We start from the raw sequence: 23,862 nt of genomic DNA on the forward strand, positions 1-23,862 counted from the left end.
CCGATATACCGATATAATGCATCTCTCACTACCCTTGTACATGCAGCATCACTGAAAACAGGTGCTTGGATACCATTCAATGTATAAGAACAAAAGAGTCTGGGCGCTGATCTACATAACAGCATCAGGTGCTAAGGTCGGAATCAGCATCACCAAACTCACCGGAACAGAGGTAGCTAACCTCAACTCCAGGAGAGATACAAGGTTACAACTTAAAAAGGCTTGTTCGAGAGCAGGCCTTTTATCTCTACGCAAACATATACATGACGTTTATTTTTTATGCGTTGAAAGGGAATGTATCAGGATACTAAAAAAAGAAGGGGATAATTTGAAGTGGTGCGTCCGGGCAGACTCGAACTGCCGACCCCCGCCATGTCAAGGCGGTACTCTAACCAACTGAGCTACGGACGCGTATTTCAAAATTTGGTGCGTCTGAGTGGACTCGAACCACCGACCCCCGCCATGTCAAGGCGATACTCTAACCAGCTGAGCTACAGACGCATACCATTTTTTTAGAACAGCCACCGCGATGTTGAAGCGATTGACCATTTGCTATCAAGCCAAGTGGTGCGTCCGAGTGGACTCGAACCACCGACCCCCGCCATGTCAAGGCGATACTCTAACCAGCTGAGCTACGGACGCACAGTGCTTGAAAGCGGGGTGAATAGTAGCGAGTTCATCTTTATCGCGCAAGCGCTTCAACGCATATTTTTGTACATTCGCGTTTGTTTGGCGATTTGATCATCAAAGTGGCGATATTTTCGCTTTTTCAGTCGCTTCGCTACGTCGCTATTGCCCCAGTTTGATGTCACAGCGTTGAAAAAGTTGCTGCCATACATCTGCATGGTGCTTGATCGCGTCTTTGTATTGGCGGTAAGCCTCTCCCTGCCAATAGGCGTTTTTATACGCGCGAAACGCATCCGGTGTTTGCAACGTAGCAAAACGGGTCAACGCTGGCGCAATATCACGATAAAGGCCATCGACACGGGCTAAATACGGCTGAACATCGCCGACGTAAAATTTATAAAACACGGTTTGTAGGCGCTCTAGACGGGTCGTATCAAAATTGCCGCCACACAGGACTTTTTCTTGGTGATTGGCGATCAGTGCACTGGTTTGGTTAAGCCAAGCGGTGTGATAGCTCAAGCTAACAAATAGGGCGCCAAGAATGCGTTGCTTTTCAATGCTCTCTTGCCAGTCGGTGACCGATTCGTTGGCTACCGGGTGGTGGCTGAGTAAATGGCTAAACTGATCAATGGTGCTGACGGCATTACTATGTGCGGGAAGATCAATGGGGAGTGTATAGGCTGGTAAACTCAGCTGCCCGCGCCAGGCATCACTATCAGCCAAAGTATTCCAGATTACGGTGTCGCGCTGTTGGCGTTTCAGTGCCAGTGCCTGTTCTAACTCAGTGTGAATGCTCGGATCTTTGACTTGCGGTAAACACCGTTGGGCGGTGTCAATAAAATTGAGTTCGTAATCGAGTTGACGAAAGCGATCGGCGACTTTGCCGAGGGATGAGTTGCGCTCGGCGATAAGATTAAACAAGCCACACTGACGCAGCTCGTAGGCATCAAGTACGCCCATTCGTAGTGCTTCAAGTGGCTGGACTAGATCGCGTTTGCGTGGCAACGGCGGCACCGCTGGAGTGGTAAAGTCGGGCGTCGGTGCATCAAGCACATTGCCTAAACGTTGGTAATAATCAGCCATCATGTCTTTGGCCGGATCGTCAGATTGGCACCCACCTAATCCGAGTAAGGTAACGAGCAGTAAGGTTGTTTTGAGTCCGCGCATGGTTTATCTCGTGGCTAAGCTCTTGACGTATCAATCATACCATTTACGCAGGCGATCGGATGAACGATCGCCTGGTTGAACGTTACCTGTGTGCACGTGGTGGCGACAGCCCATTCAGCGTTCTGCCATGGCCAGTTGGAACTCGGAGGATTGTTGGCGCATCCAGTGTAAACGTAGACCCAGCAATACAGCCGCACTGGATAGACCGATAATAATGCCAACCCAAAAACCGTGCGCGCCCATGGCTGGGACGAGCCAGTCTGTCATGCCTAGCACATAACCGAGTGGCAAGCCCAGCCCCCAGTATGCGATCAGAGTGCGTTGGAAAATCGCGCGCATGTCTTTGTAGCCTCGTAGCGCACCGGCGGCGACCACTTGAATGGCATCGGTGATCTGATAAACAGCTGCTAATAACATCAATGATGAGGCCAGTGTGGCGACGTCGGGATTATCGGAATACAGGGCGATAATGGGATCGCGCAGCCAGACGGTGAGTAAGGCGGTCACTACGGCGGTGCTGACACCCAGCCAAATACCGATTTTGGCGGAATTAGCCGCGCCTTCAGTGGTGCGCTTGCCCAATAGATGGCCGACACGAATACTGACGGCGACACCCAAGCTCATGGGTAACATGAAAATCATGGTGGAGAAGTTAATGGCCACTTGGTGCGCTGCGACGGTAATAGAGCCAAGTGGTGCGATTAAAATGGCAATCGCCGCAAATAAGGTCACCTCAAAAAACAGCGAAGCAGCGACTGGGAACCCGAGTCGAAAGAGGCGGATTTGCTCTTTGAGTGCTGGCGCGTAAAGCGAGGCAAAAAGCTGAAGACCACTGAGTTTTTTGCTCACTGCCACATATAACGCCATAAGGATAGCCATGATCCAATACACCAGCGCGGTAGCGACACCGCACCCCACGCCGCCGAGCTCTGGCGCGCCGAGTTTGCCGTATACAAACATCCAGTTGAGTGGAATGTTAGCGGCAAGGCCGATAAAGCCAATGACCATTGCGGGAATGGTGAGCGACATTCCCTCGCATAAGTTACGAATGGATTGGAACACCAAGAAAGCCGGTACCGCCCAGATTACCGCATGTAAGTAACCGATGGTTTTTTCAGTTAGGGCTGCTTCCACATCCATGAGATTAATAATAAAACCGGCTTTATAAAGAATAAGCCCAATGGGTATGCTCAACAGCAATGCCATATAAAGACCTTGCTGAAACTGATAAGGGATCTGATCGTCTTTGCTTGCGCCATTAAGCTGAGCAATCATCGGGACCATAGCCATCAACAGGCCAATCCCAAACAAGATTGCAGGCATCCATATACTCGAGGCAACCGCCACGGCGGCCATATCGGTGGCGCTATATCCGCCCGCCATGACGGTATCGACAAACCCCATCGAGGTTTGCGCGATTTGGGCAATAAAAACAGGCACACTGAGCCGAATAATGGCTCTTGCTTCATCATGGTATTGCTGCACGTTGGCCTCAACATGTTTAAGTGAAAGGGAGGGAGGAATCGATTGCGCGCAATTATACGTGCCAGGAGGCGCGAAAAGGAAGCAAAAGCCGTGTCAATTTTGCATCCCGAACGAGAGCAAACAATGATGACACAAAGAATAGCCCACCAAGGCAATGCGACCCTGATACGAGTCGCGTCAGTTAGCTTTGTGTTTGCACTTGGTGATAACGTTACACTGATTTATAGCGCTGCATTCAGTGGGCGTTATAGGGTGCGTGGCTAAAAAATTTGCTCGTCATCCGCATCGACAAATAAGTTAACGGTTTTATGTAACTCGTCGATTTGCATGTTGTAGTGCACCGCATTGCAGCAGTTGGGGCAATCTTCGTAAAACTCTTGATTGCCGCCACTGAGATCCAGTGTGAGATCAATACGGTGTCCACAGTGCGGGCAGCTCACTAGCCGGTCAGTTATATCATCCATCGTCACAGCCCTTCTTTTATGACAAAGCGGTTACTGTCAGTATAGATGAGGATCGTAAGATGGATAAATGATGAGCGCTGCTCTAAAAGGTGGCATTAACCACTGTACGCGCTTAATGCCACCCAGGAGACGATCGTTACAGCGACGAAAGATTATCCGCACTAAAAGCTTTTAGGCTGGCAAGCTTTTGATCGGCAATCACAAAGCGAGGATCTTCCCACTCATGCGCGGCCGGCACCACAATGGTTTTCATCGAGGCGGCTTTAGCCGCAAGTAAGCCGGTAAAGGAATCTTCAAAGGCGATGCAAGCGTCGGGCTCGACGCCCAAGGCGTTAGCGGCATTAAGATACACTTTAGGGTGGGGCTTACCGTATTTTAAATCCCCCGCCGACTCGACAATTTCAAATGCGTCGCTAAGCCCTAGCGCATCCAATGTCGGATGGATTAGAGTCAGTGGAGACGATGAGGCCAGACCGATTTTTAAGCCAGCTTGACGGCAAATTTGCAACGCGTCTTTAACGCCGGGCATCATGGGTTTTTCATCTTTAACCAGCTCAACCACGCGTGCGACGATTCGCGCTTGCACGTCAGCATTCGATGGCCCCTGCCAAGGCTGGGTACGTGCGTAGTGTTTCACAATTTCATCAATCCGCACGCCTGTGGTATCACGCGTATCTTGTAAACTGATAGAAACGCCGAGCTCGGTCAATACATCAATTTGCGCCCGTTGCCAGAACGGCTCTGAGTCGACCAATAGGCCATCCATATCAAATATCGCGGCAGATAACATCGCCAACCTCTATCTCAGTGTGTGTGTCTGGCATCCTACACCGTGAGTGCGAGTTTTGTCAGCAATTGTTCGGCTTGTGCAAGGTAGGGGCCGCCGAATAAATTGACATGGTTGAGCACATGATAAAGGTTATAAATATCTTTTCGTTGTTGATAACCCTCGTCTAATGGCCATTCAGCCTGGTAGCCGTTGTAAAAGCTTTGCGGGAAACCGCCGAATAGCTCTGTCATGGCGATATCGGCTTCGCGATCGCCCCAATAACAGGCCGGATCAAATAGTACTGGGCCGTTGACGGATAAACCGACATTGCCTGACCACAGATCGCCATGGAGGAGTGCAGGTTTGGGGCGATGGTTAGCCAGTTGTGCTTTGACGCCGTGAATGATGGTATCAATGTCGCCCAAATGCAGTGATTTTTCCGCTGCCAGTTGTAGTTGCCAGCCAATTCGTTGCTCAGCAAAGAAGTGACACCACTTGCGGTGCCAGCTATTTCTTTGCTCGCTGGTGCCGATGAAGTTATCGTCATCGAATCCGTATTCGACTTGCTCTCCCCAGCGGTGATGACGCGCCAGTTGCTGACCGAATAAATAGGCTTGGGTATCGTCGAGCGATTTAATGGGTAGGAAATTGAGTACCAATGCTGCACTGTCTTTTACCGGCCCGACAAAATACACCCGCGGAACATGAATGTGCTCACTCATTGCCAGTTGGCGCAGGCCTTCGGCCTCGGCCTCAAACGCGGGCAGACATTCTCGCTGGTTGATTTTAACGAAAAAGCGCTGCTCGCCCCCATCGCTAATGCAATAGGCGTCGTGGATGTCGCCACCGCCGATGGCGGTTTTTTCTCTAATCTCAAAATCAATATCGAGCAGTTCGGATAAATGTAGAGACAGTGCATGCCACATAAGCGACTCCGTTACATCGAGGTGAGGGGAGGTAACTGCCTACATATTAGTCTATTTTAGCTTTAGTGTTCTGTGGAGATGGCGGCAAATTGAATAAAAAACGGCTCATAAGGAGCCGTTTTTGCGGGTAAATACTTTACAGGCTAGGGAGTAAGCCAGAGGGCATTAGTCGGTTATAGGTACCGGTTTGCACCAGCGCATTGGCCTTTTCGATATCAGGCGCAAAATAGCGGTCTTTGTCGTAAAACGGCACCACGCCGCGTAACTCGGCTTTGGCTTGTTCTAAGCGCTGAGAGGTTTTATTGGGCGCGCGAAAATCAATCCCTTGGCTGGCCGAAAGTAGCTCAACGGCCAAAATGCCGCGGGTGTTGGCACTCATGTCATGCAAGCGACGCGCAGCGAAAGTCGCCATGGAGACATGATCTTCTTGGTTGGCAGACGTGGGCAAGCTATCGATAGATGCCGGGTGAGCCAAGGTCTTATTTTCGCTTGCCAGTGCAGCAGCGGTGACTTGGGCGATCATAAAGCCGGAGTTGACCCCGCCGTTGTTGACCAAAAATGGCGGGAGTTTACTCAAGTTGCTATCAATCAGTAAGGCCATGCGGCGCTCTGATAAGCTGCCGATTTCGGCAATTGCGAGGGCTAAGTTATCCGCTACCATCGCGACCGGCTCGGCGTGGAAGTTGCCGCCGGAAATAATATCGCCATCGTCTGGGAACACGAGTGGGTTGTCAGATACGGCATTTGCCTCGGTGGTGAGCACGTCAGCGGCATGGCGAATTTGTTGCAAGCACGCGCCCATCACTTGTGGTTGGCAACGCAATGAGTAGGGGTCTTGCACTTTTTCACAATTTTGATGGCTGTTGCCAATGTCGCTACTTTCGCCCAGCAAGTGACGATAAGCGGCAGCGGCATCCATTTGCGTTTGATGGCCACGCACGGCATGAATGCGTGGGTCAAACGGCCGTCGGCTACCAAGCGCGGCCTCTACCGATAATGCGCCACAGACAGTGGCCGCGGCGTATAAATCTTCGGCTTCAAACAAGCCTTCAAGCGCAAAAGCAGTAGAAGCCTGCGTGCCATTGAGCAGCGCGAGTCCTTCTTTTGGTCCAAGAGTGATGGGCGATAGGCCCGCAATTTTGAGTGCAGCCTCTCCAGAAATGACTTCCCCTTTGTACCGGGCTTGGCCTTCGCCGAGCAGTACTGTGCTCATATGCGCCAATGGTGCAAGATCGCCCGAGGCGCCGACTGAGCCTTTTTTGGGAATGCAAGGATACACCTGGTGATTAACCAGCGCTGCCAGTGCTTTTACGACCTCGAAGCGGATCCCGGAGTAGCCGCGCGCCAAGCTGGCTACTTTCAGTACGATCATAAGACGCACGGTGGCATCATCCATAAACTCGCCAATACCCGCGGCATGAGAGAGCACGATTGAGCGTTGCAGGGTTTCTAAATCGTCTAATTCAATCCGAGTATTAGCCAGCAAGCCAAACCCTGTGTTAATGCCATATACGACGCGGTCTTGAGCGAGGATGTCGGCGACGGTGTCGGTACTGGCCTTCATGGTGGCTTCAATGCCATCCGCAAAAGCAATCTGCACAGATTCACGGCTTACTTGCCGCAGTTGGGAAAGGGTGAGTTCGCCCGGTTGTAATGTCAGTGTGGTCATTTTGCTCTCCTTAGCGCAGCGGCTGGTTAGGTAAATCCAGCAGCGGCAGATCGAGTTGTTCTTCTTTGGCGCAATCAATGGCAATGTCATAGCCGGCATCGGCATGGCGCATCACCCCGGTGGCCGGATCGTTTCTGAGTACTCGCGCCACTCGTTGATGTGCATCGTCGGAGCCATCACACACAATCACCACGCCTGAGTGCTGAGAAAAGCCCATGCCGACACCGCCACCGTGGTGCAATGATACCCAGGTTGCACCGGATGCCGTATTGAGCATGGCGTTCAGCAATGGCCAGTCTGACACGGCATCAGAGCCATCTAGCATGCCTTCGGTTTCACGGTTGGGACTTGCGACTGAGCCTGAGTCAAGATGATCACGACCAATGACGACCGGCGCTTTGAGCTCGCCATTTTTTACCATATCGTTAAAGGCAAGCGCTAAGCGTGCACGATCTTTGACCCCAACCCAGCAGATACGGGCAGGTAAACCTTGAAATTGAATACGCTCTTTGGCCATATCAAGCCAGTTGTGAAGATGCGGATCATCAGGGATGAGCTCTTTCACTTTTTGGTCGGTTTTATAGATATCTTCTGGATCACCAGATAACGCCACCCAGCGGAATGGGCCAATGCCTTGACAGAATAACGGACGAATATATGCCGGTACAAATCCTGGAAAATCAAAAGCATTATTGACACCGACTTCTAGCGCCATTTGACGGATGTTATTGCCGTAATCCAAGGTTGCAGCGCCGCGTGTTTGCAGATCGAGCATCGCTTTAACTTGTACGGCCATCGAGGCTTTCGCGGTTTTGACCACCTCGGCTTCGTTGTCTTTACGCTGTGCCGCGGCTTGCTCCATGGTCCAGCCTTGCGGCAGATAACCGTTAAGGGGATCGTGGGCCGAGGTTTGGTCGGTGACCACATCGGGGGTGATATGACGTTCCACCAGCTCTGGGAAGATATCGGCTGCATTGGCCAATAAGCCAATCGACACGGGCTTGCCTTGTCGTTTTGCTTCTTCAATCATGCCGAGTGCTTGGTCCAAGGATGTCGCTTTGCGATCGACGTACCCCGTACGTAAGCGGTAATCGATGCGGCTTTCATCGCATTCAACCGCAATCATAGAAAAGCCTGCCATGGTCGCGGCGAGTGGCTGCGCGCCCCCCATGCCCCCCAGACCGCCAGYTAAGATCCAGCGGCCTTTGGCGTCGCCATTAAAGTGTTGTTTTGCCACCGCGACAAACGTCTCGTAGGTGCCTTGCACAATGCCTTGCGAGCCAATGTAAATCCAGCTGCCTGCCGTCATCTGGCCGTACATCATCAGCCCTTGCTTATCGAGCTCGTTAAAATGTTCCCAGTTTGCCCAATGCGGGACCAAGTTAGAGTTGGCAATTAATACACGTGGCGCATCTTTGTGAGTAGGGAAGACCCCCACAGGTTTGCCGGATTGTACCAGCAAGGTTTGATCGTCGTTCAGGCGTTTTAGTACCTCGACAATCTTGTCGAAACATTGCCAATTGCGGGCCGCTCGGCCAATGCCACCATAGACCACCAAACCATTAGGATGCTCGGCCACGTCAGGGTGTAGGTTATTCATCAGCATACGAAGCGGCGCTTCGGTTAGCCAGCTTTTGGCGTTCAACGTCGACCCGGTGGGGGCTTTCACGGTACGTGAATCGAAACGTGGGTCCGTCATGGTTATTCTCCTTGATCGATGATGGGATGCGAGCCTGCTTGCTGCGGACAAGATTGATGCGGACAAGCTGTGTGAATCATGGTCCACGCCATACGCGCGGCTAAGCGACTGGTTTGCTGGTCGCGGTCATAATGGGGGTTTACTTCTGTGATATCGCAAATAGGGACGGGAATGTGCTGCTTCTGCGCAACGGTGAACAGGTGCCGAATTAACGGCTCAATCACCGCGACTGGCACGCCGTAAGCTGCAGGGGCGCTCACCCCAGGCGCGACACTAGCGGGAAACACATCCATATCGACAGTAAGATAGAGATAATCACAGCTTTGAATAAACTGGGTTAATCGCCCTTTTAACGCCGGTAATGCGGCTACCTGCATATTGATATCTTCTTCTACCCAGCAATGGCGTTGCTCGGCTTTATCGAACAGCGCTTGGGTATTGCTGGTGCGGCTTACGCCAAGGCAGGCATAGTGGAATGGCCAACCTTTTTTGTCACAATATTGGGCGATTTGTGCGAAGGGTGTGCCTGAGCTGCCGGCGTGACTGCGCCCTTGTGGCGTGCGCAAATCAAAATGAGCATCAAAGTTAATAATACCAATCTTAGGCGGCTGCGCGGGGTCGTTGACATGGGAGTGTGTCAAATGACGGGATAAGCCCTGAAAGCTCGCCCATGCAGTTTCATGGCCGCCGCCTAGGGTTAAGACCCGGTGCTGTGGCAACGAACGATGGATTTGCTGACTTAATCCTTGCTGGGCCAATACCAGATCTGAGTCATCACATACCACGGTTCCGCCGTCATAAAGCGGATGACTGTTATGCCAGGCGAGGTTTGCCAGTGCTTGTCGCAGCGCTTCAGGGGCAAGGGCTGCACCGAGGCGGCCTTGATTACGCGCTACCCCTTCATCGCAGGCAAACCCATAGATCACGACACCTGGCGGCTGTTCGACGCTGTTATCGTAGGCGCTGATGGTTTGGTGCAAACGCAGACCGCGCTCCCCATCTTCTGGATCAACACGTCCTTGCCACACAGTCATATCAGCAGGAAGATGTTTCATTCTTGATTCTCCTGGTGGGGCGTGCTCTGCGGAGTCGGTGTTGCGGGATACCAGACCCCGTTGACCACTCTTCCGACTAAGGGCGCCGTGCCGACCATATAACTGAGCTCGGCTGGGGTGTCGCACTGCCAAACGGCAAAATCGGCATCAAACCCAACCGCGATTTGACCTTTGTTTGTTAAGCCCAGTGCTTGGGCGGCATGACGGGTAACGCCGTAAAGGTTCTCTTTTGGCGTGAGGCCAAATAAGGTGGAAGCCATGTTCATCATGAGCGTCAATGAGGCAAAGGGCGAGGTGCCGGGATTGAAGTCAGTGGCGAGCGCTATGGGGACATGATGTTCACGTAATGCTTCAATCGGTGGCATTTGGGTTTCACGTAAAAAGTAAAACGCGCCGGGAAGCAGGGTTGCCACAGTGTCAAATTCGGCCAAAATCTGGGTGTCAGCCTCTGACAAATACTCAATATGATCCACCGAGTAGGCCCCGGCTTTGGCCGCCGCCACACTGCCGCCCAGGTCGCTTAATTGCTCGGTATGGGCTTTAATGTTGAGTCCATGAGCATTGGCAGCCGCATAGATTTTTTCGGCTTGGTCGACGCTAAAGGCAATGTTTTCACAGAACACATCCACGGCGTCAGCAAGCTGTTGCTCCGCCGCGGCCGGGATAATGGATTGACAGATATGCGTAATATAATGATCCGCATCGTGTTGATATTCCGGCGGTATAGCATGAGCGGCGAGCAAGGTCGTAGAGACATTCACGGGTAAATGCTGCTCGATAGCTTTCGCCACCCGAAGCATTTTTAGCTCATCCTCGAGGGTTAACCCATAGCCTGATTTAATTTCAATTGTTGTGACACCGTCACGCATTAAGGCTTCGGCACGTGGCAAAGCGAGGGCAAGTAATTCTGCGTCACTCGCCGCCCGCGTCGCTTGCACTGTAGAAAGAATTCCGCCGCCTTGTTCAGCGATGGTTTGGTAAGGCACGCCATTGAGGCGCTGCTCAAACTCGTCCGCGCGATTGCCCGCAAAAACAAGGTGAGTGTGGCTATCAATGAGTCCGGGTGTCACCAATCTTCCGTTTAACGACTGCTTCGGCCAGTCAAGCTGCTCGGCATCTTGGCCAAGTGCAACAATTTTGCCGTTTTCAACCGCAATCGCGCTATGGTCTTGGCATTGGTAGCCGTCGCTATTGTGGATATCGCTGGCCATCGTGACCAGTTTTGCATCGGTATATAGGTGTCTCATGATGATGGCCTTACCGCTCATTAAATGTCTATACAAATGTATAGACAAATAAAGTGGCAGACACAAGAGGGAATGTAAAAGAACGGTAAAAAATTGTGATCGGTTCGATCTAAATGAAGTTATCTATCTGTTCTCGATGTGAGTTTGTAACGCGATCCTGGATGGTACAGCAAGGCGGCACTGACGAGGGTTTGTTGGCTCCAAGTCCGACGGTGTAATAATAAACAGGGTTCGTCTGATCGCATCGCGAGGGCTTGCTGAATGGTCGAGCTCGCTTGAATGGCTTCGACTGTATGCTCAATGGTATTCACTGGGCAAACCGTTGATAAATACTCGTTTGGGGTGGTTTGATTAAAGTCTTGTGCTAAGTAGTCGGGCGCCAAAGCCGGATTGACCCAGCGCTGTTCAAGTTGCAACGCGATCGCATCACCGTAATGAACAATCTCACTATAAAAGACGGAGGTACCCACCATAACGCCTAAGCGCATAGCAACATCAGCCGGTGCAGAAATGCGTTTCAATGTGCGAATATCACTGTGATAAGTTTGCCCGCGAGCGTTAACCTCATCGGCGATATTACGAATATCCATTAATGGGGATTCGGCTTTGGGCTCAGTGACAAACGTCCCCAATCTAGGTGTGCGCTCCAGTAAGCCTTCAGCGACTAAATCGCGCACGGCTTTGTTCACCGTCATGCGGCTGACGTTAAATTGATCGCACAATTCGTATTCGGTCGGAATACGTGTCCCCACAGGCCAAACCCGAGCTTCAATTTTCTCTTGAATAAAGGTTTTAATTTGTTGATAGCGGGGCGCATTGGCCATAGATTGTTCCTGTCATTATTGTGTATACAAATCAGCATTGCTGAAGTCTAGTGCAAAATCAAGCGGATGATAGGGCGATACTCGTGAATCATTCGTTGGACGGCGAAGAAATTCTTGACGGGATGACTTGCATCACAAATGTCGGATCTTCATAATCAAAACCCTACTCACACTGTGCGGTTACTTACTAATCGCAAAATACACGTTCATGTGCCACTTGGTGTGTGGCACCACTGAGAAGGATTGTTATCAATGCCTCTAATTACTCTCCCTGACGGCAGTCAGCGTTCTTTTGACCACCCAGTTTCAACCTACGACGTTGCCAATGACATTGGTCCTGGCCTCGCTAAAGCTTGTATTGCGGGCCGTGTTGACGGCAAACGCGTTGATGCGTGTGACTTGATTGAGCACGATGCACAGCTCGAAATTATCACCGCAAAAGACGATGATGGGCTTGAGATTATTCGCCACTCGTGTGCGCACCTTTTAGGGCATGCGATTAAGCAACTTTTCCCTGATACCAAGATGGCGATTGGCCCAACCATCGATAGTGGTTTCTATTACGATATCGATATGGATCGCTCGCTCACCCAGGATGACCTGGATGCAATTGAAAAACGCATGAAAGAGCTGGTGAAAACCAAGTATCAGGTTGTGAAGAAAACGGTCAGCTGGCAAGAAGCACGTGATACCTTTGAATCACGTGGTGAACCGTACAAGATTGAAATCTTGGACGAGAATGTCTCTCGCGATGACCGTCCGGGCTTGTATCACCACGAAGAATACATCGACATGTGTCGTGGTCCACATGTACCGAACATGAGCTTTTGTCAAAACTTTAAAATTTTGAACGTGGCTGGCGCGTATTGGCGTGGTAACAGCGACAACAAGATGCTGCAACGAATCTACGGCACCGCCTTTCCTGATAAAAAGCAACTGAAAGCACACCTGGTGCGTTTAGAAGAAGCGGCGAAGCGTGATCACCGTAAACTGGGTAAGCAGCTTGATTTGTATCATATGCAGCAAGAAGCGCCTGGGATGGTATTCTGGCACCACAATGGCTGGACGATTTTCCGTGAGCTTGAGCAATTTATCCGTGCGAAGTTGACCGAATACGACTATCAAGAAGTGAAAGGTCCGTTGATCATGGACCGCGTGTTGTGGGAGCGCTCTGGCCACTGGGACAAATATGCTGATTACATGTTTACCACCCAGTCAGAAAGCCGTGAGTATGCACTTAAGCCAATGAACTGCCCAGGTCACGTACAGATTTTTAACCAAGGGTTAAAGTCTTACCGTGATTTACCGCTGCGTATGGCAGAATTTGGTAGTTGTCACCGTAATGAGCCATCCGGTGCGCTGCATGGTTTAATGCGCGTGCGTGGCTTTACCCAAGACGATGCGCATATCTTCTGTACCCCAGACCAGGTACAAAAAGAAGTCAGTGCGTGTATCGAAATGGTCTACGAGACGTACCAAACCTTTGGTTTCAACAACATCGAAGTTAAACTTTCTACACGTCCAGAAACGCGTGTTGGCTCTGACGAAATGTGGGATCGTGCAGAAAAAGCCTTGCACGAAGCCTTAACGGCGATGGATATTCCGTTTGAAATTCAAGAAGGTGAGGGGGCGTTTTACGGGCCTAAGATTGAGTTTACGTTACATGATTGCCTGGATCGTGCTTGGCAATGTGGTACAGTACAACTTGATTTCGCGCTTCCTGAGCGCTTAAGTGCCACGTATGTAGGCGAAGACAACGAACGTCACACACCTGTGATGATTCACCGTGCTATTCTCGGTTCGTTGGAACGCTTCATCGGTATTCTGATTGAAGAATACGCTGGACACTTCCCTACGTGGCTATCACCGCAGCAAGCTGTGGTGATGAATATCACGGATAAACAAGCAGATTATGCGCAAGAGATTGCGAAAAAACTGCAAAAAGCTGGATTTAGAGCCTCTGCGGACTTGAGAAACGAGAAGATTGGCTTTAAAATCCGCGAACACACTTTGAAGCGTGTACCGTATATGCTCGTTTGTGGTGACCAGGAAATGGAAGCTGGCGAAGTAGCAATACGTACCCGTAAAGGTAAAGATTTGGGTAAAATTAAGATTGATGACTTCCTTGCTCAATTGCAGCAAGAAGTGCAAGATCGAACACTCAATATTGTGGAGGAATAAGGTATTAAAGGCGCAAGAAAAGCCCCGGCAAAGAAAAACGCTCATCGTCTAAACAACGAAATTCGTGGTGTCAAAGAAGTTCGATTGTCTGATGACAGCGGCGAACAACTCGGTATCGTCCCTTTTGATGAAGCACTCGCCAAAGCAGAAGAGGCGACTCTTGACTTGGTTGAGATCAGTCCGAACGCTGAGCCGCCGGTTTGTCGTATCATGGATTACGGCAAATTCCTTTACGAGAAGAGTAAAGCTGCGAAAGAGCAGAAGAAAAAGCAAAAGACTATTCAGGTTAAGGAAGTTAAATTCCGTCCTGGCACAGATGTTGGCGACTATCAGGTAAAACTACGCAACCTGGTTCGCTTCATTGAAGAGGGCAACAAGGTCAAGGTCACTATCCGATTCCGCGGGCGCGAAATGGCGCACCAAAGCATCGGTGTTGACGTGCTGAACCGCTTGAAGGAGGACACTGCTGAAATCGCTTCAGTAGAAAGTTTCCCGACTCGCATCGAAGGCCGTCAAATGATCATGGTCCTGGCCCCAAAGAAGAAGTAATTCTGGCTTCCAAGTAACAAGCGGCTGCGCCTGTTAGGTGCAGCCGCTTTGTTCGCCAAATTGCTATATTATTAACACAATGCGGAGTTATCATCATGTCTAAGATGAAATCCAACAAAGGTGCTGCTAAGCGTTTCAAGAAAACTGCTGGTGGCTTTAAGTACAAGCGTGCAACCAAGCGTCATATCTTGACTAAACGTACTACTAAGAACAAGCGTCAGCTGCGTCCAAATGCTGTTCTGCCTGCGTGCGAAAACGCGCAAGTAGCTCGCATGCTGCCATACGCATAAGTTTTTAGTTTTATAATTTAGTTTAGGAGAGAGATAATGGCTCGCGTAAAACGTGGTGTACAAGCTCGTGCACGTCACAAGAGTGTAATGAAGCAGGCGAAAGGTTACTATGGTGCGCGTTCACGCGTCTACCGCGTAGCTTTTCAGGCGGTAACGAAAGCAGGTCAATATGCTTATCGTGACCGTCGCAACAAGAAACGTCAATTCCGTCAACTGTGGATCGCGCGTATTAACGCAGCGGCTCGCCAAAACGGTATGTCATACAGCCGTCTGATTAACGGTCTTAAAAAGGCATCTATCGAAATCGATCGTAAGATCCTTGCCGATATCGCGGTATATGACAAAGCAGCATTCTCTGTGCTGGTAGAAAAAGCGAAAGCTTCACTGTAAGTTTTACAGTAAAGAATTGCTAAAAAAGGAGAGCCTCGGCTCTCCTTTTTGCTGCCTAATTAGAGCTGGGGTTGATCATCGAAGGGGATGTGATATTAAAAAAGAGGCCAATCGGCCTCTTTTTGATTTAACTATCACCATAAAGGTTAGGCAATTTGTACTTGTTGTTGCTCGATTTCTTCACTGGGCGTGGCATTGGATTCAGCGCCGTGCATCCAACGGATCAGCGTACCGGATAGAGTCAGCAAGATCAGACCTGAAATCGCTGCTGTCGCGGCAATGCCACCGAAGATCGCCATGGCACCATAGTCACCTACATGCGAACCAATGATACCTGCAACATAGTTAGCAATCGCGTTAAAGCCAAACCAGGCGCCCATCATTAGAGAGGCCAAACGCAGTGGTGCAAGTTTGGTGACCAGCGATAAGCCAATTGGAGAGAGGCAAAGTTCGCCTAACGTGTGGAAGAAGAACGCGCCCACTAGCCAGAACATCGAGGTTTTCACCGTGGTGTCGCCGCCTTGCTCTAACACGGCCCCGATCATGCACAAAAAACCAAGCGCCAGCATAAATAACGCCATGGCAAATTTGACCGGTGAGCTAGGCTCTTTAGAACCCAGTCGCACCCACAATGATGCCGCTATAGGCGCACAGACAATGATGAAGAAGGGGTTGAGTGACTGGAACCATGCCGCTGGGATTTCAAACCCACCCACCATGCGATCCGTGTACTCCTGGGTGTAAATATTCATCAACCCGCCAGCCTGTTCAAAGCCAGCCCAGAAAATGATCACGAACAAACCCATCAATAAGATGACTTTAAGGCGATCGATTTCTTGCTTGGTCAATGGTGCATTGGTCTTAGAATGATTGGCATCTCGTGCTTGTTGTGCTGCGGGAACACGACCGATATTACCTAGCCAAGTGTTGGCCATGGTTAGCTGGATGATCAAGCTAATCACCATACCAATACCGGCAGCAAAAAAGCCATATTGCCAGCCGTAAGCGCTACTCACCGTGCCCGCAACAAAGCCGGCTAATAATGAGCCAATGTTGATGCCCATATAAAAGATGGTAAACGCACCATCACGACGATGATCGCCTTCATGATAAAGGTCACCCACCATCGTCGAGATGTTGGGTTTAAATAGGCCAGAGCCCGCAATCAGTATGGCTAAGCCAGCATATAAAGTGTGTACCGTATCTAAGCCATATTGGTGAGCAGGGAAAGCCAGAGTAAATTGACCAATGGCCATTAATGCACCACCTAGAATCACGGCTCGACGCTGACCGACAAAGTTATCGGCAAACCAACCGCCGATGAGTGGCGTGATATAAACGAGGCCGGTGTAATAGCCATACAGCTCTAGCGCGTCTTTGGTGGACCAGCCTAAACCGCCATTGATGGTTTGATCGGTGAGGTAAAGCACCAAAATCGCACGCATCGCGTAGTAGGAAAAGCGCTCCCACAGTTCCGTGCCGAAGAGTAAAAAAAGTCCCCGAGGGTGACCGAGTATTGTTTTTTGGTTTTCCATAACTATCTAATTATTCGTGAGTTTTGTTGGGCCTGCATTTCTTCAATCGGCGTGCAGTACATTGCCGAAACGTTTGTTGGAAAGATCACCTCGCTACATTTTGTAACAAAATATGTAAAACTAGATTAATGCTTTTTTATCAAAATTAAAAACTATTATTCAAGTAATAATGCCGTCATTAATGATGGGTTTTATCCGAATGATGAAATTTTGTCGCACTGAACAGCTGTCACCTATAGTGACGTGACAGCTGAGTGCGTCTTTGCGTGGGATCAAAAAGAGAGGGAATTATGTGATGGGGGTCACTGTTAATGTGTGCCTATCAAGCGAGAGCGTGGCGCAGCCAAAGGGCAATATCCTGATACATGGCCTGGTGGCTTGGATCGACTTCTGCCTGATTGGTGACAAATTGATAGAGTGTTTCCGAGTGATAGGTTTGCCCGATCAACTGGCTTGCCAGTATTTCTATCGGCCCTGGCGTTAAGCTATCGGTGAATAGCTGACAGTCGGCTATTTCGCCATTTTTCACATCTAAATGCAGCTCAACGCCCCCCCATTCGAAGCGTTCATCAAACGTATGCATAAATTGTGGGCTCTTGCCAAAATTCCATTCCCAACTGCACTGTTTTTCATAGATGGCGTTAAAGCCTTCGACATCGGGTTTGACCTCAGGAGAAATGTATTCAATCTCAGCGGTATTGCCATAGTGGTTAAAGAATGCAGCTTTGATCGCATCACACAGAGCTTGGTGGGTGATCTCCGGGACATAATCGGAAATATTCGCTACTCGCGCGCGTACAGAGGTAATGCCCTTGGCTTGCAGCTTTTTGGGATCAGGGTTGAGGTAATCGCCCAGTCGCGACAAGTTGGCATTAATCAATAGGGTGCCGTGATGAAATCCACGATCTTTTGTCTCTTTGTAGGCTGACCCTGAGATTTTGCGAGCGCCTTCAGGGGTATCCATGGTGAGATCATTGCGTCCACTGGCCGTTGCCTCAATACCGAGTGTTTTCAGCGCATTCAACACAATTTGTGTTGATACCGACTTGTCATAACCGGGCTTGCCGGCCATAAAGGTAAAGTTAGTATTGCCGAGATCATGAAACACGGCGCCACCACCGCTTTGGCGTCGGGCTAACACAACGCCGTCTTGTTCCATTTTACGAGTGTTGCATTCGCGCCATGCATTTTGACCACGCCCAATCACCACCGTATTGTCGTTACGCCAAAGAAAGAGCACATTTTGCGCTGATGACATGGTACGGAAAATCGTATCTTCCACCGCCAAATTAAACCAAGGGTGGGTCGAGGTGGATACAAACACGCGTAAAGGATGATTGTTGTCTTGCATAGTGGCTCCAAATTCGTCGAGATCTCGGCTCGTAGCATAGCAAACTCTTCATCTATGCCAACAAAATGGATAAACCGGTAGCTGATGGCGAGGAAAAATGACTTAAATGCCGTTTAGCGTTTGGCATTAGTCGTGGCATTAATTAGTATGTAAGGTCAATTTATTACCTGTTCTCTCAGTCAATTGGCATTGAGGCGTATAACAAGACGACTCTGTCAGTTTGCTCAGACAATGGGTGAAACCATGATGTCAGCAGGTATTGTCATACACCTACCTGGTTTGGACTGCCCAACGGGTCGACGAGGAAACAATGCAACAATTAGAAGAAATTCTTGCGAATGCAACCAATGCGGTGGCCGATGCTGCCTCTGTGGCTGCATTGGATGAAGTCCGGGTAAAATACCTAGGAAAGAAGGGTGAGCTAACCGCACAGCTTCAGGCTTTAGGCAAATTGCCTCCTGAAGAACGCCGCGAAGCGGGTCAGAAGATTAATCAGGCTAAGCAAACCGTGCAGCAGACGATTGCTGAACGTAAGCAAGCACTAGAACGTGCTGAGCTAGAAGCCAAACTGGCCGCCGAAACCATTGATGTGAGCCTGCCAGGCCGCCGGATTGAAAACGGTGGATTGCATCCGGTAACGCGCACCATTGAGCGTATTGAGCAATTTTTTGGTGAGCTTGGTTTTTCGGTGGAAGCTGGACCGGAAGTGGAAGATGGCTTCCATAACTTTGATGCATTGAACATCGCAGCCGATCATCCCGCGCGTACCGATCATGACACCTTCTTCTTTAACCCTGATTTGATGTTGCGTACCCATACCTCGGGCGTTCAGATCCGGACCATGGAAGCCGGCAAACCGCCATTCCGTATTATTGCGCCAGGCCGTGTTTATCGAAACGATTACGACCAAACGCACACGCCCATGTTCCACCAAGTAGAAGGCTTACTGGTCGATAAAGACATTACCTTTGCCGATCTAAAAGGTATTTTGAACGACTTCCTTCGCAACTTTTTTGAGGAAGATCTCGAAGTACGTTTCCGTCCTTCCTATTTCCCGTTTACCGAGCCCTCAGCGGAAGTCGATGTGCGCCGTAAAGGTGGCAAATGGCTAGAGATCTTAGGTTGTGGCATGGTTCACCCCAATGTCCTGCGGTCGGTGAACATTGACCCAGAGGAATATCAAGGTTTTGCCTTTGGTATTGGGGTTGAGCGCCTAACCATGTTGCGCTATGGCGTGAATGATCTTCGTGCGTTCTTTGAGAACGATCTGCGCTTTTTGAAACAATTTAAGTAATCAGTGGGGCAAGGTAATAATGAAATTCAGTGAATCTTGGTTGAGAGAGTGGGTAAATCCAGCAAACGACACCAACGCGCTTGCCCACCAGATCACCATGGCCGGTCTTGAAGTTGACGAGATTGCCCCCGTGGCTGGCGAATTTAGCGGTGTGGTTGTGGGTGAAGTGGTGGAATGTGGTCAACACCCTGACGCAGACAAACTGCGGGTCACTAAAATTAATGTCGGTAACGATGAGTTACTGGATATTGTCTGTGGTGCGCCGAATTGTCGCCAAGGCTTAAAAGTGGCGGTAGCCATGGTTGGAGCGGTATTGCCGGGTGATTTTAAAATCAAAAAGGCTAAGCTACGCGGTCAGCCATCATTCGGTATGTTGTGCTCGTTCACCGAGCTGGGTATCGATGTGGAATCGGATGGGATTATCGAATTGCCCGCTGACGCGCCGATTGGTACTGACATCCGTGATTATCTTGCACTCAACGATGTCACCATCGATGTGGATTTGACCCCAAACCGCGCTGATTGTTTGAGCCTACGTGGCTTGGCGCGTGAAGTGGGCGTATTAAACCGCACCGATGTAACAGAGCCTACCATTACGCCTGTTGCTGCCAGCATTGAAGACAAAGTATCGGTGCGCATCGATGCGCCGCAAGCGTGCCCACGTTATCTGGGTCGTGTGGTAAAAAACGTTGATCTTAATGCGCAGAGCCCGTTGTGGATGCAAGAAAAACTGCGTCGCAGTGGTATTCGTTCTATCGATCCTGTGGTGGATGTCACCAACTATGTGATGCTTGAGCAAGGTCAGCCAATGCATGCGTTTGATCTTGGCAAGATTGAAGGTGGCATCGTGGTGCGTTTAGCCGAAGAAGGCGAAGCACTGACCTTACTTGATGGCAATGAAGCCAAACTAAATACGCAAACGCTCGTTATTGCGGATGAGAAAAAAGCGTTGGCGATGGCTGGCATTTTTGGCGGCCAAGAGTCAGGTGTGACCACAGAAACCCAAGATATTCTGTTAGAGTCAGCCTTTTTTGCCCCGGAAGCGATTCGTGGTCGTGCACGTAGCTATGGTCTACACACAGATTCATCTCACCGCTTTGAGCGCGGGGTTGATCCGGCACTGCAAGCCGCAGCGATGGAGCGAGCGACTGAGTTATTGCTGGCTATCTGTGGCGGCGAAGCGGGCGAGATTGTGACGGCTGAGTCTACTAACACCTTGCCAGTTCGTGACACTGTCACTCTTCGTCGTACCAAGCTCGATGGTTTACTCGGGCATGCTATTGACAACAAGGATGTCGACGCCATTTTGACCCGCTTAGGCTGTGCGGTGACGACCACCGATCAAGGTTGGGAAGCAACGGCACCAAGCTGGCGTTTTGATATTGCCATCGAGCAAGATTTGATTGAGGAAGTGGGTCGTATCTATGGCTACGACAATATTCCGACCCGTGCGCCGAAAGCTGCGCTCACCATGCGCGAATATAAAGAAGCGGCGATGCCACTCAAGCGTGTACGTGATCTTCTGGTTGACCGTGGTTTCCATGAAGCGATCACTTATAGCTTTGTTGAGCCCAAGCAACAGGCGTTGATTGTGCCGAATGTGGCGCCGTTAATCCTGCCAAGCCCCATCTCGGCGGATATGTCCGCGATGCGCTTAAGCTTATTACCTGGTTTGCTCAATACGGTGGCTTATAATCAAAAGCGTCAACAACCGCGCGTGCGTTTGTTTGAGTTTGGTTTACGCTTCACGCCTGAAGGTGATATGAGCGGTGACATACGTCAAGATAACATTCGTCAAGAGCGGATGCTTGCCGGAGTTATTGCCGGACCAAGTAGCGAAGAGCATTGGGATCTGACCAGCGCAACGGTTGATTTCTTTGACTTGAAAGGGGATCTGGAAGCGGTGCTTGAGCTAACCGGTCAGTTGAATGATTTCCGCTTTGTGTCAGCCTCTCATCCCGCGATGCACCCAGGCCAAACTGCAGCGATTGAGTTTGATGGCAATGTTGTCGGCCATATTGGTACGCTACATCCAGAGCTAGAACGCGAGTTTGGCTTAAATGGGCGCACCGTGGTGTTTGAGCTGGAATGGCAAGCGATTGATACGCGCTTTATTCCTGAAGCGGCCGGTCTGTCCAAGTTCCCTGCAAACCGTCGTGATATTGCGGTGATTGCCGATGAGTCGCTCGCATCAGGTGATGTAGTCGCTGCGTGTTTGCAAAGTGGTAATGCGCTGATTAAAGATGCACAACTTTTCGACCTGTATACCGGTAAAGGGGTAGAAGACGGGAAGAAGAGCTTAGCGATAGCACTTATTTTGCAATCGGATAAGCGCACCCTAGAAGAGGCCGATATCAGTGACGCGGTGTCGGGTGTCGTGAACAACCTCTCAGAAAAACTGGGCGTGGTCTTGCGAGATTAGCCCCATTTAAGTGAAAAAAGCAGCGGTAACGCTGCTTTTTTTATGCCTAAATGGCCTAACATCTATGCGTTTGAAAAACTGAATAAACTCGCTATATTTGTTTATTAATTGTTCAATTATTGATAAAAGCGTCTAATATCGACCACAGAGGTTGTCCATTTATAGACGTACCGGCAGATAAACGTGTAAGGTATTGGTTTAAAAGGTCAATTTTTTGGACATGGCGCTATTTTTTTTCATGTAAAAAAGTTGGCGCAAATCAGCCAGTTGGCATACACTTGTTTTTAAGTGGTTTTCGAATGTTCCTAAAATACAAGGGCTAAAGACGCGTAGACCACGTGTAGAATGGCGGTGTCGATACTGCGGTATTGCCAATATGTTAAACAATTCTTGAGGGAAAACCTATGGCGCTCACGAAAGCCGATTTGGCTGAGAACCTGTTTGAAAATATCGGGATTAGCAAACGGGACGCCAAGGATACAGTCGAAGTGTTTTTTGAAGAAGTACGAAAAGCGCTTGAAAGTGGCGAGCAAGTCAAACTGTCCGGTTTTGGTAATTTTGATTTGCGAGACAAGAATCAACGCCCCGGTCGAAACCCTAAAACAGGGGAAGATATTCCGATCACGGCGCGTCGTGTTGTCACTTTTCGACCCGGCCAAAAACTTAAAGCACGAGTTGAAAATGCAGAAGTTGAAAAGTAAGCCTACATCAACTTGTCGGTGGTGATAGCACCACAATAGAAAGCCGTGTGCCTTTGGTTCACGGCTTTTTAATTTGTCTATACATGATCACATTGTCAGGATAAAACACTGGGGTTATTGGTTATCTCGTTGTAACGTTTTGTTGTCTAGTTGTAATAAAAGGAAGCATTATGCTGACAGCACGCCCAGGCGCCTTTATTGATGCCGCCCTGACCGCGCCTCACGCGTTCCAAGCCGACCAATGGCATCAGTCGTCTCTGACCTTCACACACCACATGCCCGGTGTGGTGCGCATCCAACCTGACAACCCCACGGTATCGCGTTGCGTGGTCTTATCTGCGGGGATCCATGGCGATGAAACCGCACCGATTGAGCTGATTGACGGGTTGCTGGCCGATATTCTCAGTGGCGCATTGATTCCGACGGTGCCGTTACTGCTCATTATTGGTCATGCAGAAGCCATTAAAGCCCATACCCGGTTTATTGAAGATAACTTGAACCGTCTTTTTGGTGGCTGGAATCAAGAAAAAAACGAAGAACACCACTTGGCCAACCAGCTACAGCAAGCAGTCAGTGACTTTTTTGCGGCGCAGCCCGCGTCAATGCAGCGTTGGCACTTGGATTTACACAGCGCTATTCGCGACTCTTTCCACTATATGTTTGGCGTGATCCCCAAGACGTCTAAAGCGACGGATGTACGCCCACTGGCGGCCTTGCTCAACGATGCGCAAATGGATGCGAGTGTTCTGTCACAATCGCCATCCCCCACATTCAGCTGGTACAGCGCCAACCATCATGATGCCTTGGCGGCGACCTTAGAAATGGGGCGTGTTGCGCCACTGTATGAGAACGACATGCGTGAGTATGCACCGCTTAATCAGACATTACGCACGCTCCTTAGCGAGACTGCGTTGCCCTCGACACTGACACCCATGCGTTTTTATCGAGTAACACGCACGTTGACGAAACACACCGAGCAGTTTGCGCTGACGTTTTCATCCTCGGCGAAGAACTTTACGCCGTTTCAGCAAGGTGAATGCTTGGCCACGGATGAATGTATGAGCATTCATGCTGAGCAAGACGGTGAGGTCGTGATCTTCCCCAATGCGAATGTGCCGGTTGGCCATCGTGCTGGATTATTAGCCACGCCTTTTCGCCCTGATGCCGACCAGCCCTTGTATGTGAATACAACATCAGCGTAATTGCGTACTCTTGCC

The 23,862-nt window shown here is 50.0% G+C and carries 20 protein-coding genes and 3 tRNA genes; 8 read left to right on the forward strand and 15 right to left on the reverse strand.

Annotation, left to right across the window (positions count from 1 at the left end):
- Positions 1–334: 334 nt before the first annotated feature.
- The 13 genes from BZG76_RS05715 to hutC all read right to left on the reverse strand — a co-directional run bounded on the left by BZG76_RS05715 (position 335) and on the right by hutC (position 11,932).
- Positions 335–411: transfer RNA gene (locus BZG76_RS05715), tRNA-Val, on the reverse strand.
- 13 nt (positions 412–424) lie between these two features.
- Positions 425–501: transfer RNA gene (locus BZG76_RS05720), tRNA-Val, on the reverse strand.
- A gap of 64 nt (positions 502–565) precedes the next feature.
- Positions 566–642 (reverse strand) — tRNA-Val (locus BZG76_RS05725).
- 147 nt (positions 643–789) lie between these two features.
- On the reverse strand, positions 790–1,794 hold the full coding sequence (locus tag BZG76_RS05730) for a DUF3080 domain-containing protein (RefSeq protein WP_077460494.1): 1,005 nt from the start codon (positions 1,792–1,794) through the stop codon (positions 790–792).
- A gap of 114 nt (positions 1,795–1,908) precedes the next feature.
- Positions 1,909–3,279, reverse strand: a complete 1,371-nt coding sequence (locus BZG76_RS05735) for an MATE family efflux transporter (protein ID WP_077460495.1) — start codon at positions 3,277–3,279, stop codon at positions 1,909–1,911.
- A gap of 260 nt (positions 3,280–3,539) precedes the next feature.
- Complete coding sequence (locus BZG76_RS05740) at positions 3,540–3,743, reverse strand: CPXCG motif-containing cysteine-rich protein (RefSeq protein ID WP_021023665.1); 204 nt, start codon at positions 3,741–3,743, stop codon at positions 3,540–3,542.
- 136 nt (positions 3,744–3,879) lie between these two features.
- Entirely contained in the window at positions 3,880–4,533 is a 654-nt protein-coding gene (gene hxpB, locus BZG76_RS05745; protein WP_077460496.1) for a hexitol phosphatase HxpB, read from the reverse strand.
- Positions 4,534–4,568: 35 nt separating this feature from the next.
- Positions 4,569–5,438, reverse strand: a complete 870-nt coding sequence (locus tag BZG76_RS05750) for a fructosamine kinase family protein (protein ID WP_077460497.1) — start codon at positions 5,436–5,438, stop codon at positions 4,569–4,571.
- Positions 5,439–5,574: 136 nt separating this feature from the next.
- Positions 5,575–7,107 carry a histidine ammonia-lyase gene (hutH, locus tag BZG76_RS05755; protein ID WP_077460498.1) on the reverse strand — a complete coding sequence of 511 codons (1,533 nt, stop codon included), beginning with the start codon at positions 7,105–7,107 and terminating at the stop codon, positions 5,575–5,577.
- A 10-nt stretch (positions 7,108–7,117) separates the two neighbouring features.
- Positions 7,118–8,806, reverse strand: coding sequence for a urocanate hydratase (gene hutU / locus BZG76_RS05760; protein ID WP_077460499.1), 1,689 nt, complete (start codon positions 8,804–8,806; stop codon positions 7,118–7,120).
- Positions 8,807–8,808: 2 nt separating this feature from the next.
- Positions 8,809–9,861, reverse strand: a complete 1,053-nt coding sequence (gene hutG / locus BZG76_RS05765; RefSeq protein ID WP_077460500.1) for a formimidoylglutamase — start codon at positions 9,859–9,861, stop codon at positions 8,809–8,811.
- Entirely contained in the window at positions 9,858–11,108 is a 1,251-nt protein-coding gene (gene hutI, locus BZG76_RS05770) for an imidazolonepropionase (protein ID WP_077460501.1), read from the reverse strand. Before hutI ends, hutG begins: the two co-directional genes overlap by 4 nt.
- A 119-nt stretch (positions 11,109–11,227) precedes the next feature.
- Positions 11,228–11,932: a histidine utilization repressor gene (hutC, locus tag BZG76_RS05775; protein ID WP_077460502.1), complete on the reverse strand. Its 705-nt coding sequence runs from the start codon at positions 11,930–11,932 to the stop codon at positions 11,228–11,230.
- 252 nt (positions 11,933–12,184) lie between these two features.
- On the opposite strand from hutC, the gene thrS reads away from it, so the two are divergent.
- The 4 genes from thrS to rplT all read left to right on the forward strand — a co-directional run bounded on the left by thrS (position 12,185) and on the right by rplT (position 15,342).
- Positions 12,185–14,113, forward strand: coding sequence for a threonine--tRNA ligase (gene thrS / locus BZG76_RS05780; protein ID WP_077460503.1), 1,929 nt, complete (start codon positions 12,185–12,187; stop codon positions 14,111–14,113).
- Between the two features lie 3 nt (positions 14,114–14,116).
- Positions 14,117–14,662 carry a translation initiation factor IF-3 gene (infC, locus tag BZG76_RS05785; RefSeq protein ID WP_077460504.1) on the forward strand — a complete coding sequence of 182 codons (546 nt, stop codon included), beginning with the start codon at positions 14,117–14,119 and terminating at the stop codon, positions 14,660–14,662.
- A gap of 95 nt (positions 14,663–14,757) precedes the next feature.
- Positions 14,758–14,952 (forward strand): 50S ribosomal protein L35, encoded by a 195-nt coding sequence (gene rpmI / locus BZG76_RS05790; RefSeq protein WP_025673304.1) that lies wholly within the window; start codon positions 14,758–14,760, stop codon positions 14,950–14,952.
- A gap of 36 nt (positions 14,953–14,988) precedes the next feature.
- Complete coding sequence (gene rplT / locus BZG76_RS05795; protein WP_025673305.1) at positions 14,989–15,342, forward strand: 50S ribosomal protein L20; 354 nt, start codon at positions 14,989–14,991, stop codon at positions 15,340–15,342.
- 146 nt (positions 15,343–15,488) lie between these two features.
- Here the strand turns inward: rplT and BZG76_RS05800 are convergent, their stop codons facing one another.
- Positions 15,489–16,877 carry a peptide MFS transporter gene (locus tag BZG76_RS05800; RefSeq protein ID WP_077460505.1) on the reverse strand — a complete coding sequence of 463 codons (1,389 nt, stop codon included), beginning with the start codon at positions 16,875–16,877 and terminating at the stop codon, positions 15,489–15,491.
- A 322-nt stretch (positions 16,878–17,199) separates the two neighbouring features.
- The gene (locus BZG76_RS05805) at positions 17,200–18,228 is read right to left on the reverse strand and encodes a lipoate--protein ligase (RefSeq protein ID WP_077460506.1); all 1,029 of its coding nucleotides are present in this window, start codon (positions 18,226–18,228) and stop codon (positions 17,200–17,202) included.
- Between the two features lie 310 nt (positions 18,229–18,538).
- On the opposite strand from BZG76_RS05805, the gene pheS reads away from it, so the two are divergent.
- From pheS to BZG76_RS05825, 4 genes are all read left to right on the forward strand, one after another.
- Positions 18,539–19,522 carry a phenylalanine--tRNA ligase subunit alpha gene (gene pheS, locus BZG76_RS05810; protein WP_025744396.1) on the forward strand — a complete coding sequence of 328 codons (984 nt, stop codon included), beginning with the start codon at positions 18,539–18,541 and terminating at the stop codon, positions 19,520–19,522.
- Between the two features lie 19 nt (positions 19,523–19,541).
- On the forward strand, positions 19,542–21,944 hold the full coding sequence (gene pheT, locus BZG76_RS05815; protein ID WP_077460507.1) for a phenylalanine--tRNA ligase subunit beta: 2,403 nt from the start codon (positions 19,542–19,544) through the stop codon (positions 21,942–21,944).
- Positions 21,945–22,348: 404 nt separating this feature from the next.
- A complete protein-coding gene (gene ihfA / locus BZG76_RS05820; RefSeq protein WP_077460508.1) occupies positions 22,349–22,645 on the forward strand; it encodes an integration host factor subunit alpha in 297 nt (98 codons plus the stop codon).
- Positions 22,646–22,815: 170 nt separating this feature from the next.
- Complete coding sequence (locus tag BZG76_RS05825) at positions 22,816–23,847, forward strand: succinylglutamate desuccinylase (protein WP_077460509.1); 1,032 nt, start codon at positions 22,816–22,818, stop codon at positions 23,845–23,847.
- Positions 23,848–23,862 lie beyond the last annotated feature (15 nt).

The organism is Salinivibrio sp. AR647 (assembly GCF_001995415.1).
Classification (GTDB): domain Bacteria; phylum Pseudomonadota; class Gammaproteobacteria; order Enterobacterales; family Vibrionaceae; genus Salinivibrio; species Salinivibrio costicola.

Bases quoted from the DNA above. Each gene is read 5' to 3' on its own strand.
- BZG76_RS05730 (WP_077460494.1), bottom strand. From the start codon at position 1,794: ATGCGCGGACTCAAAACAACCTTACTGCTCGTTACCTTACTCGGATTA.
- BZG76_RS05740 (WP_021023665.1), bottom strand. From the start codon at position 3,743: ATGGATGATATAACTGACCGGCTAGTGAGCTGCCCGCACTGTGGACAC.
- hxpB (WP_077460496.1), bottom strand. From the start codon at position 4,533: ATGTTATCTGCCGCGATATTTGATATGGATGGCCTATTGGTCGACTCA.
- BZG76_RS05750 (WP_077460497.1), bottom strand. From the start codon at position 5,438: ATGTGGCATGCACTGTCTCTACATTTATCCGAACTGCTCGATATTGAT.
- hutH (WP_077460498.1), bottom strand. From the start codon at position 7,107: ATGACCACACTGACATTACAACCGGGCGAACTCACCCTTTCCCAACTG.
- hutG (WP_077460500.1), bottom strand. From the start codon at position 9,861: ATGAAACATCTTCCTGCTGATATGACTGTGTGGCAAGGACGTGTTGAT.
- hutI (WP_077460501.1), bottom strand. From the start codon at position 11,108: ATGAGACACCTATATACCGATGCAAAACTGGTCACGATGGCCAGCGAT.
- hutC (WP_077460502.1), bottom strand. From the start codon at position 11,932: ATGGCCAATGCGCCCCGCTATCAACAAATTAAAACCTTTATTCAAGAG.
- thrS (WP_077460503.1), top strand. From the start codon at position 12,185: ATGCCTCTAATTACTCTCCCTGACGGCAGTCAGCGTTCTTTTGACCAC.
- rpmI (WP_025673304.1), top strand. From the start codon at position 14,758: ATGTCTAAGATGAAATCCAACAAAGGTGCTGCTAAGCGTTTCAAGAAA.
- rplT (WP_025673305.1), top strand. From the start codon at position 14,989: ATGGCTCGCGTAAAACGTGGTGTACAAGCTCGTGCACGTCACAAGAGT.
- BZG76_RS05800 (WP_077460505.1), bottom strand. From the start codon at position 16,877: ATGGAAAACCAAAAAACAATACTCGGTCACCCTCGGGGACTTTTTTTA.
- BZG76_RS05805 (WP_077460506.1), bottom strand. From the start codon at position 18,228: ATGCAAGACAACAATCATCCTTTACGCGTGTTTGTATCCACCTCGACC.
- pheS (WP_025744396.1), top strand. From the start codon at position 18,539: ATGCAACAATTAGAAGAAATTCTTGCGAATGCAACCAATGCGGTGGCC.
- pheT (WP_077460507.1), top strand. From the start codon at position 19,542: ATGAAATTCAGTGAATCTTGGTTGAGAGAGTGGGTAAATCCAGCAAAC.
- ihfA (WP_077460508.1), top strand. From the start codon at position 22,349: ATGGCGCTCACGAAAGCCGATTTGGCTGAGAACCTGTTTGAAAATATC.
- BZG76_RS05825 (WP_077460509.1), top strand. From the start codon at position 22,816: ATGCTGACAGCACGCCCAGGCGCCTTTATTGATGCCGCCCTGACCGCG.